Source organism: Mesorhizobium sp. WSM4821 (assembly GCF_055901555.1).
In genome coordinates, this window is the sequence record NZ_CM148371.1 from 4,656,829 (window position 1) to 4,672,542 (window position 15,714).

13 protein-coding genes are annotated in these 15,714 nt (G+C 62.5%); 6 read left to right on the forward strand and 7 right to left on the reverse strand.

Annotated elements, in window-relative coordinates; genetic code table 11:
* Positions 1-4: 4 nt before the first annotated feature.
* The 3 genes from sseA to AC0NID_RS22600 are packed head-to-tail and all read right to left on the reverse strand — an operon-like array spanning position 5 to position 2,669.
* Positions 5-856, reverse strand: a complete 852-nt coding sequence (sseA, locus tag AC0NID_RS22590; RefSeq protein ID WP_473457204.1) for a 3-mercaptopyruvate sulfurtransferase — start codon at positions 854-856, stop codon at positions 5-7.
* 32 nt (positions 857-888) lie between these two features.
* The gene (locus AC0NID_RS22595; RefSeq protein WP_473457203.1) at positions 889-1,635 is read right to left on the reverse strand and encodes an alanyl-tRNA editing protein; all 747 of its coding nucleotides are present in this window, start codon (positions 1,633-1,635) and stop codon (positions 889-891) included.
* Positions 1,635-2,669: a cysteine synthase A gene (locus tag AC0NID_RS22600; protein WP_473457202.1), complete on the reverse strand. Its 1,035-nt coding sequence runs from the start codon at positions 2,667-2,669 to the stop codon at positions 1,635-1,637. The genes AC0NID_RS22595 and AC0NID_RS22600 overlap by 1 nt, the downstream gene beginning before the upstream one ends.
* Before the next feature lie 214 nt (positions 2,670-2,883).
* Between AC0NID_RS22600 and AC0NID_RS22605 the strand changes: the two genes are divergently transcribed.
* Both AC0NID_RS22605 and AC0NID_RS22610 read left to right on the forward strand, forming a co-directional pair.
* Positions 2,884-3,705: an SDR family oxidoreductase gene (locus AC0NID_RS22605; protein ID WP_473457201.1), complete on the forward strand. Its 822-nt coding sequence runs from the start codon at positions 2,884-2,886 to the stop codon at positions 3,703-3,705.
* Positions 3,706-3,802: 97 nt separating this feature from the next.
* Positions 3,803-4,777, forward strand: coding sequence for an alpha/beta hydrolase (locus AC0NID_RS22610; protein ID WP_473457200.1), 975 nt, complete (start codon positions 3,803-3,805; stop codon positions 4,775-4,777).
* 108 nt (positions 4,778-4,885) lie between these two features.
* Here the strand turns inward: AC0NID_RS22610 and AC0NID_RS22615 are convergent, their stop codons facing one another.
* The gene (locus AC0NID_RS22615; protein WP_473457199.1) at positions 4,886-6,310 is read right to left on the reverse strand and encodes a DEAD/DEAH box helicase; all 1,425 of its coding nucleotides are present in this window, start codon (positions 6,308-6,310) and stop codon (positions 4,886-4,888) included.
* 392 nt (positions 6,311-6,702) lie between these two features.
* On the opposite strand from AC0NID_RS22615, the gene AC0NID_RS22620 reads away from it, so the two are divergent.
* Entirely contained in the window at positions 6,703-8,235 is a 1,533-nt protein-coding gene (locus tag AC0NID_RS22620; protein WP_473457198.1) for an acyl-CoA carboxylase subunit beta, read from the forward strand.
* A 36-nt stretch (positions 8,236-8,271) separates the two neighbouring features.
* On the opposite strand, the gene AC0NID_RS22625 is transcribed toward AC0NID_RS22620, so the two are convergent.
* Positions 8,272-10,275, reverse strand: coding sequence for a hypothetical protein (locus AC0NID_RS22625; protein WP_473457196.1), 2,004 nt, complete (start codon positions 10,273-10,275; stop codon positions 8,272-8,274).
* Complete coding sequence (locus AC0NID_RS22630) at positions 10,272-11,801, reverse strand: NAD(P)H-hydrate dehydratase (RefSeq protein ID WP_473457194.1); 1,530 nt, start codon at positions 11,799-11,801, stop codon at positions 10,272-10,274. The genes AC0NID_RS22625 and AC0NID_RS22630 overlap by 4 nt, the downstream gene beginning before the upstream one ends.
* 382 nt (positions 11,802-12,183) lie before the next feature.
* Here AC0NID_RS22630 and AC0NID_RS22635 point away from each other — a divergent pair, with 382 nt between their 5' ends.
* Together AC0NID_RS22635 and glnA are read left to right on the forward strand one after the other, a co-directional pair.
* Positions 12,184-12,522 (forward strand): P-II family nitrogen regulator, encoded by a 339-nt coding sequence (locus AC0NID_RS22635; RefSeq protein ID WP_006205430.1) that lies wholly within the window; start codon positions 12,184-12,186, stop codon positions 12,520-12,522.
* Between the two features lie 54 nt (positions 12,523-12,576).
* The gene (gene glnA, locus AC0NID_RS22640) at positions 12,577-13,986 is read left to right on the forward strand and encodes a type I glutamate--ammonia ligase (RefSeq protein WP_023799265.1); all 1,410 of its coding nucleotides are present in this window, start codon (positions 12,577-12,579) and stop codon (positions 13,984-13,986) included.
* Between the two features lie 148 nt (positions 13,987-14,134).
* On the opposite strand, the gene AC0NID_RS22645 is transcribed toward glnA, so the two are convergent.
* The gene (locus tag AC0NID_RS22645; protein ID WP_473457191.1) at positions 14,135-15,172 is read right to left on the reverse strand and encodes a glutamine synthetase beta-grasp domain-containing protein; all 1,038 of its coding nucleotides are present in this window, start codon (positions 15,170-15,172) and stop codon (positions 14,135-14,137) included.
* Between the two features lie 320 nt (positions 15,173-15,492).
* Between AC0NID_RS22645 and AC0NID_RS22650 the strand changes: the two genes are divergently transcribed.
* Positions 15,493-15,690 carry a DUF2735 domain-containing protein gene (locus tag AC0NID_RS22650; protein ID WP_473457190.1) on the forward strand — a complete coding sequence of 66 codons (198 nt, stop codon included), beginning with the start codon at positions 15,493-15,495 and terminating at the stop codon, positions 15,688-15,690.
* Positions 15,691-15,714 lie beyond the last annotated feature (24 nt).

Genomic DNA, 15,714 nt, shown 5'->3' on the forward strand with positions numbered 1-15,714 from the left:
CCCGTCAGTCCTTGCCCGTCACGACGGGCGTGTCGGAAAGCCCACCCCATTCCGTCCATGAGCCGTCGTAGAGCTTGTTGTCGGTATGGCCAAGCGTCTCGAGCGCCAGCGTGATCGCGGCCGCCGTAATGCCTGAGCCGCATGAGGTGACGACCGGTTTGGACAGGTCGATGCCAGCGTCCTCGATCACCCTGCGCAAGCGGTCTTTCGACAACAACTCGCCATTTTCAGCCAGCACCGATGACGGCACATTGCGCGCGCCAGGCATATGGCCTGAGCGAATGCCCGCGCGAGGTTCCGGCTCGGTACCGGCAAAACGGCCGGCAGACCGGGCGTCGGCGACCTGGCTTTCCCTCGTCCCGACGATCCGGCGCATGTCGGCAAGGCTGGCGACGCGAGCGGCATCGAAGTCGGTATGAAAAACGCAAGGCGCGATCTTCGTCGGCTCCGCCGTCACCGGCCGTCCCGCCGCTTTCCAGCGATCGAAGCCGCCATCCAATATATAGACCTGGAACACACCCATGACGCGGAACATCCACCACGCGCGCGGCGCCGAGAAGAAGCCCGGACCATCATAGACGACGATGGTGTCGTCGGCCGAGATGCCCATGGCGCCGACGTACTGGGCGAAATGCTGCGGCGACGGCAGCGTGTGCGGCAGTGGAGAATCGGGATCCGAGATCGCATCGTGATCGAGGAACCCTGCACCCGGGATGTGCGCCGCGTCATACTCGGCGCGCGCGTCGCGCTTTTGCGCCGGCAGATACCAGGACGCGTCGACGATCGTCAGGCCCGGCTCGCCAAGACGCCTCTGCAGCCACTCAGCATCGACGGTGAAAGGACTGTCTACGGCCATTCTTCTTCTCCTGCCTGGTAGGCAAAGCTTATCTATCCGGCCGCCGGCAACGGTCCGAAGCGTATTCGGAAGCGTCGGTTCTCGCGGCCCTTCTTCTCGATCTTGCCGACGTGGATCTCGCCGACCTCTCCAGTGCTCTTCACATGGGTGCCACCGCAAGGCTGGCTGTCGATCGAGGCATTCTCGCCAATACAGACCAGACGGATCTTGCCCGTGCCGACGGGCGGTCGCACGTTCTTGGATTTAATCAGTACCGGATTGGCTGCCAATTCCTCGTCGGTGATCAGCCTGACAAAGACCAGATGATTGGCCCGCACCAGCTCCATCAGTTTGGCCGTGACGTCTTCCTTGGTGAAGCCGGCATCCGGTATGTCGAAATCGATACGGCTGTCGTCCTCGGAAACTGCCGCACCTGTGATCGGGAACGGGCAGACGACGGTAAGCAAATGGCAGGCTGTGTGCATGCGCATCAGCAGATGCCGACGCTCCCAGTCGACGGCAAGCTTCACCCGCTCGCCAACGACCGGCACCGGCTGCTCCGGCGGCGGTACATGGATGATCTCGTCCTTGGTCTCGCCGGTGATGGTCGCGGCAACGGCGATCAGGCTGCCGTCAGCGCGTTCGAAGGTGCCCATATCGCCCGGCTGCCCACCAGACGTGGCATAGAAGATCGTCCGGTCCAGAATGATGCCGCCACGATCGTTGACGGCGACAACCATGGCGTCAGCCGTCCTGAGATAGGCGTCGTCGCGAAACAGGGCTTCCGTATTGTGCGCCATCACGCGACCTTTTCAAACGGCACCGAAATCGTGCTCCGTTCTTCCATCCAGCCTGGCACCGGCAGCTTCTTCTGGCGCAGGAATTCCGGGTTGAACAGTTTCGACTGATAGCGCGTGCCGTAGTCGCAAAGCACGGTGACGATGGTGTGGCCAGGGCCCAGTTCACGCGCCAGCCGGATCGCGCCGGCAATGTTGATGCCGGTCGAGCCGCCGACGCACAGGCCCTCCTCCTGGATCAGGTCGAAGACGATCGGCAGCGCGTCCTCGTCCGGAATCTGAAAGGAGAAATCCGGTGTGAACCCCTCCAGGTTGGCGGTGATCCGCCCCTGCCCGATGCCTTCGGTGATCGAGTTGCCCACGGATTTCAGCTCACCGCTGGTGTAGAAACTGTAGAGCGCCGCACCCAACGGGTCGGCGAGCGCGATCTTGACGTTCCTGCTCTTGGCCTTCAGTCCGAAGGCGACTCCGGCCAGCGTTCCGCCGGAGCCGACCGCAGAGACAAAGCCGTCGACCTTGCCGCCGGTCTGGGCCCAGACTTCTTCCGCGGTGGTGCGGATATGGCCGTCGCGGTTGGCGACGTTGTCGAACTGATTGGCCCAGATCGCGCCGTTCGGCTCGGACCGCGCCATCTGCTCGGCCAGGCGGCCCGACAGTTTCACATAATTGTTGGGGTTCTTATAGGGCACCGCCGGAACCTCGATCAGCTCTGCGCCGAGCAATTTGATCGTGTCCTTTTTCTCCTGGCTCTGCGTGTCGGGGATAACGATCACGGTGCGGTAGCCGAGCGCCTTGGCGACCAGCGTCAAACCGATGCCGGTGTTGCCGGCCGTCCCCTCGACGATGACGCCGCCCGGCCTCAAGAGCCCGCGCTGCTCGGCGTCGCGGATGATGAACAGCCCGGCGCGATCCTTGACCGACTGGCCCGGATTCATGAATTCGGCCTTGCCCAAGATCTCGCAGCCGGTTTCTTCCGAGGCTTTGTTGAGGCGGATCAAGGGCGTGTTGCCGATCACGTCGATCACAGAACGGGGCATGGAGATTCCTTTATGCGTGCGGCCAAACCCTAGAAACCCGAAGCTTCGGTTTCAAGGCTAGAATTTGTCTGGTCCAGCGGCATTTCTGGGATTGCAATTCCCGAAACAGACATCGCGTTCCGGCATTCATTTGGATGCTTGCGCTGAAAAGTACTCTTTTCATTCGATTTCTTCATCGGTAGAGCACAGCTAAGAAAAAGTCGCAGGGCACAGCATGACACTCTATCGGGCCAACCCGAGGCACGGCGCCGCCTGGATCACGGGCGGCAGCAGCGGCATCGGCCGTTCACTGGCCAAGGATCTTGCGGCTCAGGGCTATGCCGTCGCGGTGACGGCACTGGACGACGATCCGATCGTTTCGCTTATCGTCGAGACGGCGCAGATGCCTGGCCATGTCACGGCCTATCCTTGCGACGTCACCGACGAGAAACGCATGGCAAAGACGGTCGCGGCGATCGAGAAGGATCTCGGCCCGATCGTCCTGGCTGTCTTCAATGCCGGCAGCTATATTGCGACAGCCGGCGAAGACCTCAGCGTCCGCGGGTTTCGCCAGTCCTTCGACGTCAATTATTTCGGCATCATCAACGGCCTGGTGCCGGTAATCGAACGCATGCGCATCCGCGGGCGCGGCCATATCGTCCTGGTCGGTTCGGTCACCGCCTATTTTGGCTGGCCGACCACGGCCGCCTACGGCGGCACCAAGGCGGCGATCAACATACTGGCGGAATCGCTGAAATACGATTTCGACAAGATGAACGTCCGCGTCCAGGTGATGAATCCGGGCTTCGTCGACACGCCGCTGACCGAGAAAAATTTGCTTCCGATGCCTGGGCTGATGCCCGTCAATCGTGCCTCGCGCCGCATGGCGCGCGGCATCAGGTCAGGCGGCTTCGAAGTCACCTTCCCGCGCCGCTTGAGCTGGGGCCTGAAGCTGCTCAGAATCCTGCCGAGACCGTTCTGCCGGTGGGTGATCAGCACCGCCACCCGCTGGAACGCACGTCCACTGAATTTCGACAGGAAGCCGCCGAGCGAATAGAGCCGTTCGTCAAGTCGACGATACCATAGCCGGTGGACGGCCCGTTGCGTGTTTGCAGCTGCGGCCATAGGTTGAGAATTGTTGCGTGGAGTTTGCAATGGGGCGACGGATCGTGCTTGCGGTAGTTGGTCTCGCCGTCATTCTTATCCTGGGCTTCGTGCTTGGCCCACGTGTCCAGGCCGACACCACGATCCGTTTCGATCCTTCCGTGATCGGCGATGACCCGCAAGCCTATCTGGCCCGCAAGGAGGCTGCCGTACCTGGCATCCACGACGGGCTGGAGAAGGAAATCATCTGGGCCAATCCGATGATCCATGCCAGGACGCCACTCGCGATCGTCTATATCCACGGCTTCTCGGCGTCGAAGGGTGAAGTGCGTCCGCTGCCCGACGAGGTGGCCGACCAACTCGACGCCAATCTCTTCTACACCCGCCTTACCGGCCACGGACAGGACGGTGCCGCGATGGCCGAAGGCAGTATCAACGCCTGGATCAACGACTATGAGGAAGCGCTCGCCATCGGCCGGGCGATCGGCGAAAAGGTGATCGTCATCGCCACTTCCACCGGCGGCTCACTGGCGGCATGGGCCGCGACGCAGCCGGGCGGGTCGAACGGAGTGGCGGCAGTCGCATTCATCTCACCGAATTTCGGCGTCAAGGCTTCCGGCGCCGAACTCCTAACCATGCCTTGGGGCCGAGAGATCGCCGAGTTGATCGCTGGCAAGGAGCGCAGCTTCGTGCCGCGCAATGCGCTGCACGAGAAATTCTGGACCTACCGCTACCCGATCGCCGCGACGCTGCCGATGGTGGCGCTGACCGAGCTTGCCTATGGCGCGTTGGTGGAAAAGGCGAGCATTCCTGCCCTGTTCATCTTTTCGGATTCGGACAAGATCGTGCGGCCGGACCGCACCCGCGAAATCGCCGGACGCTGGGGCGCCGCGCACGAACTGGTGCCGGTCGACGATACCGGCGATCGGGACAACCACGTCATTGCCGGCGACGCGCTGTCGCCGGCAACCACGGCTTTCCTCGCGCAGCGTATCGTGGTGTGGGTCAAGGCGCTCACGGAATAGCAGGCGCGCTCCACGAAAGAAAAGGGCGACCGAAGCATCGCTTCGATCGCCCTGCCCTGTGTCAGCCCTGGCCAAGCCCAACAGGCTCGGCCGGACGCACCTGTCTGGTTACGCAGCCCGTGCCGCGGGCCGCTTGCCACCGAAACGGCGCTTGTTGTTGCCCTTGAAGGGCTTTGCGCCTTCCGGCTTGCGCTCGCCGGCAAAGGCCGGCTTGTCGCCAAAACGCTTCTTGCCGTTGTTCTGGCCGCCGGGCCGCCTGCCGTCGCGACGGCCATTGCGATCGTTGCGATCATTGGCTGGCTCGAAGCGCTCGTTCTTTTCGGCGGGATTGCGCTGCGGGTCGGGGCTTCCGAGATGGTCGGCGACGATCGGCAGCTTGGTGCGGATGATACGCTCGACCTGGCGCAGCTTGCTGTTTTCGGACGGGTCGCAAAGCGTGATGGCGATGCCGTCCATGCCGTTACGGCCAGTGCGGCCGATGCGGTGGACGTAGCTCTCCGCCTCGTCCGGCAGGTCGAAATTCACCACATGGCTGATGCCGGGCACGTCGATACCGCGCGCTGCAATGTCCGTCGCCACAAGTATACGCACCGAACCCTCGCGGAAATCGTTCAGCGCCTTCTGGCGGGCGTTCTGCGACTTGTTGCCGTGGATGACGGCGGCCTTGAAGCCGTCGCGTTCGAGGTCCTTGGTCACCCTGTCGGCGCCGTGCTTGGTGCGCGAAAAGATGATGACGGACTTCATCGCCTCGTCGGCGAGCATCGTCGACAGCACCTGACGCTTCTGCTTGGTGCGGGCAAAGACGACGCCCTGCACGATCTCCGCCGCCGCGGTGCTCTGCGGCGCCACTTCGACGCGAATCGGGTTCTTCAGCAGGCCCTTGGCCAGCTCGGCGATTTCATTCGGCATGGTGGCCGAGAACAGCACCGTCTGGCGGTCGGGCGCTGTCGCCCTGGCGATGCGCTTGACGTCGTTGATGAAGCCCATGTCGAGCATGCGGTCGCCCTCGTCCAGAACCAGCCATTTGGTGTCGGAGAGGATGAGGTCACCCTCGCGCACCAGATCGGTCAGACGGCCGGGCGTGGCGATCAGGATGTCGACGCCGGGCGCAACCTTCTTCACCTGGCTGAAGCGCGAGACGCCGCCAAGCACGAGCGCGGTCGAGACATGCGCGCCCTTGGCGAGGATCTTGATGGTGTCCTCGATCTGTACGGCGAGCTCGCGCGTCGGCGCCAGGATCAGGGCACGTGTGGTCTTCGCACGGCGCTTGGTGCCAAGCGCGATGATCTTCGACAGGATCGGCAGGGCGAAGGCCGCGGTCTTGCCGGAGCCCGTCTGCGCGATGCCGAAGATGTCACGGCCTTCCATCTGCGGCGGGATCGCCTGCAGCTGGATCGGCTTCGGCTCGGTGAAGCCGGCGCCATGGGTCGCCTTGAGCAGCGCGCCGGTAATTCCAAGGGCTGCGAAACCGGTGAGTTCCGCAGTATTACCGGTCGAGGTGGTGTTACCGACAAAAGTGTTTTCGTTGGTCAAAATAGTCTTCTTTCACGCGGCCTGTGGCCGCAAACAGCGATGGCGGCAGGGCGCAACCTGCCGTCGAAAAAATTGATATGAAACGACAAGGCGGGTGGACGTAAATGCCCACTCGGCTGCGCTGTCGTGCCCGCAGGCATCATGCCACGGGGCTTTTTCGCCACCTTGCCGATCAACGGGAAAGAGGGAAAACAGACGCAACCAGTCTCATTCGTCGAGAAGGCCGGATCTTGCCCGGCCCAAGCGCCTATGCCGCCGCATATGGCCCAGTTCGCCGCGGAATGCAAGGGGCGTCATGTTGCAATGCAGCAAATCGGCGGCGAAAGCTGCGCTTGCGCTCGCCTGCCGGCATGATTACCACAAGTCAGCTTTCCGTTTTTGGGGGTCGACCGATGAAGGACGTGCTGAAGGAACTCGAGCGCCGCCGCGACATGGCGCGCATGGGTGGCGGCCAGGCCCGCATCGACGCACAGCACAAGAAGGGCAAGCTCACCGCGCGCGAACGCATCGACGTCTTTCTCGACGAGGGCTCGTTCGAGGAGTTCGACATGTATGTCGAGCATCGCTCGACCGATTTCGGCATGGAGAAGACCAAGATCGCCGGCGACGGCGTCGTCACTGGCTGGGGTACCGTCAACGGCCGCCCCGTCTATGTCTTCGCCAAGGATTTTACCGTGTTCGGCGGCTCGCTATCCGAGGCCCATGCCGAAAAGGTGGTCAAGGTGCAGGAGATGGCGTTGCGCAACCGCGCGCCGATCATCGGCCTCTACGACGCCGGCGGCGCCCGCATCCAGGAAGGCGTGGCGGCACTCGGCGGCTATGCCGAGATATTCCAGCGCAATGTGCTGGCCTCCGGCGTCATCCCGCAGATTTCACTGATCATGGGCCCTTGCGCCGGCGGCGACGTCTATTCGCCTGCCATGACCGATTTCATTTTCATGGTGCGCGACACCTCCTACATGTTCGTCACCGGGCCGGACGTGGTGAAGACCGTCACCAACGAGACGGTGACCGCCGAGAGCCTTGGCGGCGCCTCCGTCCACACGACGAAGTCCTCGATCGCCGATGGCGCCTACGATAACGACGTCGAGGCGCTGTTACAGATGCGCCGGCTGGTCGATCTGCTGCCCGCCTCCAACACGGCGGAGATTCCCGAGATCGAATGCTACCAGTCGGTTACCGATCACGATCTGTCGCTCGATCGGCTGATCCCCGACAACGCCAACAAACCATACGATATCAAGGAGTTGATCCTTAAAGTTGCCGACGAGGGTGACTTCTTCGAGATCCAGCAGAATTTTGCGAAAAACATTGTCACCGGCTTCGGGCGCGTCGAAGGCCGCACGGTCGGCTTCGTCGCCAACCAGCCGATGGTGCTGGCGGGCGTGCTCGATTCCGATGCCAGCCGCAAGGCGGCGCGGTTCGTGCGCTTCTGCGACTGTTTCTCGATTCCGATCGTCACCTTCGTCGACGTTCCGGGCTTCCTGCCCGGCACCGCGCAGGAATATGGCGGGCTGATCAAGCACGGCGCCAAGCTTTTGTTCGCCTATGCCGAGGCGACCGTTCCGAAGATCACCGTCATCACCAGAAAAGCCTATGGCGGCGCTTACGACGTGATGGCGTCAAAGCATCTGCGCGGCGACATGAACTATGCCTGGCCGACGGCGCAGATCGCGGTGATGGGCGCCAGGGGGGCGGTCGAGATCATCTATCGCAAGGACATCGGAGACGCGGACAAAATCGCAGGACATACAAAGGCTTACGAGGATCGCTTCCTGTCGCCCTTCGTCGCCGCCGAACGCGGCTATGTCGACGAGGTGATCATGCCGCATTCGACTCGCCGCCGCATTGCGCGAGCGCTCCGAATGCTTCGCAACAAGGACATGCAGAACCCCTGGAAGAAGCACGACAACATTCCGTTGTGACATCGTCGACAGCGCGAAAGCGGCCGCTGCAAAAGCTCACTCCGCTTCCGCCGCGCCAAACCCCGCCCCCATGGTGGCGCGGACAGCGCCCGCCCAGGGGGTCGCATGGTTGTCTATGCGCATCTGGAAAATGAAGTAGGTCGGCGAGCAGAAGCCGATGCCCTTCACCTTGCCGATACCCGGCGTGTCTGATGGCAGCGACTGACACATATAGTCCTCGCGGCAGAAACGATCGGCCGAGCAGGCCGGCCGGTTGCCGCGGTTGACCGCGCCGCCAAGGCACTGGTCGAAATTGTTGGTCGCCACGCAGGTGTCGAACTTTTTCCCGCCGACCAGCCCGCAGATCTCGTTCGGCATCGGCTTGCCCGGCTTGAACGCGGCAAAGGCGCGATCGTTGCCGTCGCAGCCGCGATAGGCGATGCCCGCCGGCACGCCGATCTTCGGTGGCCGGCAGGTGAAGGCGGTGCGCGAAATGCCTGATGCAAAGGCGGCGAACTGACCTGATATGCTGTAGCGATCGTTGAAGGGCTGCGTGCCGTTGCTGGCGATCGAGCCGGCCAGGCATGGATGGCCGGAAAACATCTTTCCGCTGTCCGTGGGCAGCAGGCATTGCGCCAGCGTCGTGCGCACGCCCGATGCGGTGGCTAGCGGTGTGCAGACAGTGCCGTCGCCGCATTGCCATGTCGAGCCGAAGCGGGCCGCGTCCTCCGGCATCAGACACGGCATCGCCATCCCGGCCGGCACGTAGGCGAGATCGCCGGTATCCTGCCAATTAGCCCGAGGCGCAAAGGAGAGCGGGCGGAAGCGATTCGGCTCCTTGCCCTCGACGGTTGCGCGCAGCCAGGCCTCGCGCCGCGACATCTCGGCATGAAGATGCGGCGAGATGCCGACCTCGATGCGGTTCAGCGGCGACGTCGTCTTGTCGTCGAGGCCGATGAAATGGAACCCGGCGGTCGAACCCGCCTGATGGCAACCCTGGCAGGCGCCATTGTCCAACCGCTCGACCAGAGCCTCCGGCGTGCGCACCAGGTCCAGAGCCGAATAATCGAGCCCGGCAAAATCCACCGGCTGGAACAGCGGCGTGAAAGGATGGTTCGCCTGCCTGACGCTACCGAAGGTCGACCACGAGACGACCTTCTTCGCCAGGAATTCATCGGGAATTTCGTAGACTCCAAGGTCAACCGCCGCGAGATTGGCGCTGATATAGCCGGCGAGTTTCGCTTTCAGCGCGGCGTCTTCGGCAAGCCGCGTCGTGTCGGGCGTGTTTTCCAGCGGCTTCTCGCTGACCGTTTCTCCATCGATACCGAAAATCCGCATGAGATAGGCAGCCTGCCCGCCGAATTCGGTCTCCTGGCCGGAGGGAAAGCGCACCACCTGAGCGTTGAGCTCGAGCTGCTTGAAGGCCAGCCCGGCCTTTTCCAGCGGCCCGCCGACGAGCCAGCCAATATCGACCGCCTCGTCGAGCTGCGGCGTCCAGCGCCCGGCCACGCCGACGCAGCCGCCATCGGCGTCTGGCGCAACAGTGTAGATGGCATTGAAATTGAACGGCAGGCGCGAGGCCAGAACCTTGCCGTTTTTCTTGAAGCTGTAGGCAAGGCGATAGATGAACCGCACCTCGCCGCAGCGCCCGTCGCCACGCGCATCGGTGAAATCGCGCCGGTCGAGCCGGTTGACGATACCGACCAGCCGGAAGCGCGCGGCATTCGTCTTCAGCCAGCGCATGTCCATGATGCGGCCGACATTGCCGTCGGTGACCTCGTAGAGCGGTCGCCCGCCGGCCTTCATCTCGGCCCGCAGCGCAGCGACATCGCCGGCAAACGTTTCGACGATCTGGTGATAGGCAGGCGCCTTGTCATAGAGCGTCTTCAGGTCGCCCTTGCCATCGACGCCGAAAATGCCGGCGAAGCCAAAACCCTTGGCGTCGAGGGCGGCGAGCACGGCCGGATCGTCGACGATGGTCACCGGACCTTCTGCGCGCGCGGTATGCGCCATGAAAACGGCGACGAAGATTGCGGCAAGCAGCGCGAACCGGCGGTTCATCGAGGGGCTGCCCTGTTGCGGGTCTCGGCAAGCTCGCGCAGTAACGGCACCAACGCCAGCGGCAGGTCCTCGGCGATCAGTCCAGGTCCGAAACGGCTGCCGGCCTCGGCATGAATCCAGACCGCCGCGCAGGCGGCTTCGAAAGCCGGCATGCCTTGCGCCAGCAGCCCGGCCGCGATGCCCGACAGCACGTCGCCCGAACCGGCGGTGGCCAGCCATGGCGCGCCATTGCCGTTGATCGCCGCCCTGCCATCGGGCGCCGCGATCACCGTGTCCGCGCCCTTGTAGACGATCATTGCACCGGCGCGCTTGGCGGCAGTGCGCGCCCTGGCTAGCTTGGACAGGTTCTTGTCTTTGGCGATGTCTGGAAACAGTCTGGCGAATTCGCCCTCATGCGGCGTCAGCACCAGCGCCGGCGCGTTCGGACGACGCGCGGCTTCGAACAACACGTCCGGCGTACTGCGGAACGAGGTTATGCCGTCGGCATCGAGCACCAGTCCGTCGATCCTGCCGTCCTGCCGCTGTTCGGCGCCCAGCACGGCGAGGCCAAAGTCGCGGGCTTTTTCACCGACGCCAAATCCGGGGCCGAGGACGAGAGCCGACGGCCGGCGGTCGCCGATGAATTCCTCTACGTCCGCGATGCTGTCGCTCTTGCGCAGCATGATCGAGGTCAGATGCGCGGCATTTACCTGCAGCCCGTTCGCCGGCGACAGCACGGTCACCGCCCCTGCCCCGCTTCTGGCCGCGGCAAGCGCCGACAACCGTGCAGCACCCGTCGCCGACGGCCCGCCGGAAAAGACGCCGACATGGCCGCGCCTGTATTTATGGGCATCGACGGCTGGAACCGGGAAGTTTCCTATCCAAAGCGGCGGGGTGTTCTCGAAGGTCCGCGGTTCAAGCTGCGCAATGATGCCGTCGCCGATGCCGATATCGGCGAGCACCAGCTCGCCGCACATCTCGCGCCCGGGCAACAGCAGATGGCCGGGCTTTTTTCGCACGAACGTCACCGTGATCCGGGCGCGGAATGCCTGGCCGAGACTCTGGCCGCTCTCGCCTGACACGCCTGAGGGCAGATCGACCGCGATGACAGGCAGGTTCAGTTCGGCCGCGACCTCAACTGCCCTGGCGGCGTCGTCGGCCAGCGGCTTGGACAGTCCTGCTCCATAAAGCGCGTCGACCACGATCGCGCCCGCTTCGGCGGCAAACGCCGATAGCGGCCTGGGATCGACCGGACATTCCAAGGCGGCGATAGCGGCATCGCTGCCATCCTTGGCTAGGCCGGATGCCCACACGGTTACGTCGACGCCGCTGTCATGCAGCAAGCTGGCGACGACGTAGCCGTCACCGCCGTTGTTGCCGGGGCCACAAAGCACGTGGACAGGCGCCGCCGGGTAACGCCTGAGCACCACCGAGGCGACCGCCGCACCGGCATTGCGCATAAGGTCTATGCCGGCCAGCGGCCCAGTGGCGATTGCCAGCCGATCAGCCTCGCCCATTTCGGCCGGAGATAGAAGTTCATTGATCATCGATTGCCGATCCGCATTGGCTCAAACCCGATCCTTGTTGTGGGCAAACATTGTCCAGTTTTCGGTTCGAAGCAAACGGTGACGAGATGGCGCGAACTGCGAGCACATCGTTGGGGACATGGCATCGCCGAAGCATAATTGCCTGCGAAGTGCGCCATCTGCCTAATTATTGTGCGGACGAACGGGCTGACAATGTGTAGGTTCCCAATGCCCATGACGCATCCAACGCAGCGAATGACGCGAATGTACGTCCCAACGCGGCATGGCATCGAAATCGCGTGATACCGCTTCGAATCCCCTCAAATTGGCACAGTTCGTGCTTGAAGGAGGCGCAAGCGGGGCTCACAACCCGTCTTTTTTGGCAGTGGAGGCCACTTTTTACATGAAAAAGATCGAAGCGATCATCAAGCCGTTCAAGCTAGACGAAGTCAAGGAAGCGCTTCAGGAGGCCGGGCTGCAAGGCATCACCGTTACGGAAGCCAAGGGTTTTGGCCGCCAGAAGGGCCATACCGAACTCTATCGCGGCGCCGAATATGTCGTCGATTTTTTGCCCAAGGTGAAAATCGAGGTCGTGCTCGGCGACGACGCGGTCGAAGGCGCGATAGAGGCCATTCGCAAGGCGGCCCAGACCGGCCGCATCGGCGACGGCAAGATCTTCGTTTCCAACATCGAGGAAGTCGTGCGCATCCGCACCGGCGAAACAGGGATGGACGCGGTCTGAGGTTTCTGATTTCAGATCATCTCCTCGAAACGTCATCACACAGGGATACTTGACATGACGACAGCCAAAGACATCATGAAGCAGATCAAGGACAACGACGTGAAATTCGTCGACCTGCGCTTCACAGACCCGAAGGGCAAGCTGCAGCACGTGACGATGGACGTCGTCGAGGTCGAGGAAGACATGTTTGCCGACGGCGTCATGTTCGACGGATCCTCCATCGCCGGCTGGAAGGCGATCAACGAGTCCGACATGGTGCTGATGCCCGATACCGAGACGGTGCATATGGACCCGTTCTTCGCGCAGTCGACCATGGTCATCCTGTGCGACATTCTCGATCCGATTTCCGGAGAATCCTACAACCGCGACCCGCGCGGCACCGCCAAGAAGGCCGAAGCCTACATGAAGGCGGAGGGCATCGGCGATCAGATCTTCGTCGGCCCGGAAGCCGAATTCTTCGTGTTCGACGACGTGAAGTACAAGGCCGACCCATACAACACCGGCTTCAAGCTCGACTCCACCGAATTGCCGTCCAACGACGACACCGACTACGAGACCGGCAATCTCGGCCACCGCCCGCGCATCAAGGGCGGCTATTTCCCGGTGCCGCCAATCGACTCGGCACAGGACATGCGCTCGGAAATGCTGACCGTGCTCGCCGAAATGGGCGTGCGCGTCGAAAAGCATCACCACGAAGTGGCCGCTGCCCAGCACGAACTCGGCATCAAGTTCGACACGCTGGTCCGCAACGCCGACAAGATGCTGATCTACAAGTACGTCGTGCACCAGGTCGCCAATGCCTACGGCAAGACGGCCACCTTCATGCCGAAGCCGGTCTTCGGCGACAACGGCTCCGGCATGCATGTCCACCAGTCGATCTGGAAGGGCGGCAAGCCGACCTTCGCCGGCAATGAATATGCCGGTCTGTCGGAGAGCTGCCTGTTTTACATCGGCGGCATCATCAAGCACGCCAAGGCCATCAACGCCTTCACCAACCCGCTGACCAACTCCTACAAGCGTCTGGTGCCGGGGTATGAGGCGCCGGTGCTGCTCGCCTATTCGGCGCGCAACCGCTCGGCCTCCTGCCGCATTCCGTTCGGCTCGTCGCCGAAGTCCAAGCGCGTCGAGGTCCGCTTCCCCGATCCGGGCGCGAACCCCTACCTCGCCTTCGCCGCCATGCTGATGGCCGGCCTCGACGGCATCAAGAACAAGATCCATCCGGGACAGCCGATGGACAAGGACCTCTACGACCTGCCGCCGAAGGAGTTGAAGAAGATCCCGACCGTGTGCGGTTCGCTGCGCGAGGCGCTGCAGAGCCTCGACAAGGACCGTGGCTTCCTGAAGGCCGGCGGCGTGTTCGACGACGACCAGATAGACAGCTATATCGAGCTCAAGATGGCCGAGGTGATGCGCTTCGAAATGACCCCGCATCCGGTCGAATACGACATGTATTATTCGGTCTGATTGACCAAAGGGATCAGAAAAACCCCGGCCGAGACCAGCCGGGGTTTTTTAATGTCATCTGTCGCCAGAGCCAGGCCACCAGCACCGCCGACATGACAGAGCGGCGTCACGGCGCAGACGCGCGGTGCGCCTGCGCTGTGGGGAATGCTCAGGCAGCGGCCTTCTTCGCCGCCGTGTCCACGCTGGCGATCGTCTTCAGGATCTGCGAGGCGATCTGGTAGGGGTCGCCCTGCGAGTTCGGGCGGCGATCCTCGAGATAGCCCTTGTAGCCATTGTTGACGAAGGAATGCGGCACGCGGATCGAGGCGCCGCGATCGGCGATGCCGTAGCTGAACCTGTTCCAGGGCGCGGTCTCATGCTTGCCGGTCAAACGCTTGTCGTTGTCCGGCCCGTAGACGGCGATGTGGTCCATCAGGTTCTTGTCGAAGGCAGCCATCAGCGCCTCGAAATAGTCCTTGCCGCCGACCTCGCGCATATAGGCGGTCGAGAAGTTGGCGTGCATGCCGGAACCATTCCAGTCGGTGTCGCCGAGCGGCTTGCAGTGGTATTCGATGTCGATGCCGTATTTCTCGGTGAGGCGCTGCATCAGGTAGCGGGCCATCCACATCTGGTCGGCGGCCTTCTTGGAGCCCTTGCCGAAAATCTGGAATTCCCACTGGCCCTTGGCCACTTCGGCGTTGATGCCCTCGTGGTTGATGCCGGCCGCGAGACACTGGTCGAGATGCTCCTCGACGATCTGACGCGCAACAGAGCCGACGTTGGAGTAGCCGACACCGGTGTAGTACAGACCCTGCGGCGCGGGATAGCCGCTCTCGGGGAAGCCGAGCGGGCGCCCGTCCTTGTAGAAGAAATATTCCTGCTCGAAGCCGAACCAGGCGCCTTCGTCATCAAGGATGGTGGCGCGCTTGTTGGACGCATGCGGCGTCACGCCGTCCGGCATCATCACCTCGCACATGACGAGCACGCCGTTGCTGCGCGCCGGATCCGGATATACGGCGACCGGCTTCAGCACGCAGTCGGAGCTGTGGCCCTCGGCCTGCATCGTCGAAGAACCATCGAAGCCCCACAGCGGAAGCTGCTCAAGCGTCGGGAACTCGGCGAATTCCTTGATCTGGGTCTTGCCCCGAAGGTTGGGAACCGGGGTGTATCCATCGAGCCAAATGTACTCGAGCTTGTACTTTGTCATTCTGACCTCTCGTTGCTTGATAAACCGAACTTCTGGATGATGTCGGCGCGCGCCGAACCATCCAGCAGCCGACCTGCCAGTTCACTAAAATGCAAATCGTGTGCCATTCTTGACTTGAGGGATGCGGCAAAAATGACCCGACAACCCGGCGAACCCGCCAAGCCGTCTAAGCAATGCGACAAGATCAATCAAAAGCAGGTACTGCATAATTATTAGGCAAATACTGATCTTCCCATAGGCATGTTGCTTAAATGAGTTGCAGCGCCTATTTTGGGAAAAGGTTGAATCGATATTGTTCGGCAGAAGAAAGGAGAACGGCAATGGAAATCACTCCGACCCGTCCCTCAGCCACGATCCTGATGTTCCCGATGGCAGCGCGTGCTTCTGCCTCAAATTTGAGCGAAAAGGCTAAGTTCGCGGCAGAGCTTGCCTCTTTGCGCAATATCACCACGGATTTCGGCAGCGGCTGGTATCATGACGCAGCCATTGAGGAGGCGGAACAGGCCCGCAAGAGCTGAGCCTCTTCCTTTCTCCGCCACGTC

What these genes read in the sequence shown, in the direction of transcription:
- sseA (WP_473457204.1), bottom strand. Translation starts at nt 856, where the DNA reads ATGGCCGTAGACAGTCCTTTCACCGTCGATGCTGAGTGGCTGCAGAGG.
- AC0NID_RS22595 (WP_473457203.1), bottom strand. Translation starts at nt 1,635, where the DNA reads ATGGCGCACAATACGGAAGCCCTGTTTCGCGACGACGCCTATCTCAGG.
- AC0NID_RS22600 (WP_473457202.1), bottom strand. Translation starts at nt 2,669, where the DNA reads ATGCCCCGTTCTGTGATCGACGTGATCGGCAACACGCCCTTGATCCGC.
- AC0NID_RS22605 (WP_473457201.1), top strand. Translation starts at nt 2,884, where the DNA reads ATGACACTCTATCGGGCCAACCCGAGGCACGGCGCCGCCTGGATCACG.
- AC0NID_RS22610 (WP_473457200.1), top strand. Translation starts at nt 3,803, where the DNA reads ATGGGGCGACGGATCGTGCTTGCGGTAGTTGGTCTCGCCGTCATTCTT.
- AC0NID_RS22620 (WP_473457198.1), top strand. Translation starts at nt 6,703, where the DNA reads ATGAAGGACGTGCTGAAGGAACTCGAGCGCCGCCGCGACATGGCGCGC.
- AC0NID_RS22625 (WP_473457196.1), bottom strand. Translation starts at nt 10,275, where the DNA reads ATGAACCGCCGGTTCGCGCTGCTTGCCGCAATCTTCGTCGCCGTTTTC.
- AC0NID_RS22630 (WP_473457194.1), bottom strand. Translation starts at nt 11,801, where the DNA reads ATGATCAATGAACTTCTATCTCCGGCCGAAATGGGCGAGGCTGATCGG.
- AC0NID_RS22635 (WP_006205430.1), top strand. Translation starts at nt 12,184, where the DNA reads ATGAAAAAGATCGAAGCGATCATCAAGCCGTTCAAGCTAGACGAAGTC.
- glnA (WP_023799265.1), top strand. Translation starts at nt 12,577, where the DNA reads ATGACGACAGCCAAAGACATCATGAAGCAGATCAAGGACAACGACGTG.
- AC0NID_RS22645 (WP_473457191.1), bottom strand. Translation starts at nt 15,172, where the DNA reads ATGACAAAGTACAAGCTCGAGTACATTTGGCTCGATGGATACACCCCG.
- AC0NID_RS22650 (WP_473457190.1), top strand. Translation starts at nt 15,493, where the DNA reads ATGGAAATCACTCCGACCCGTCCCTCAGCCACGATCCTGATGTTCCCG.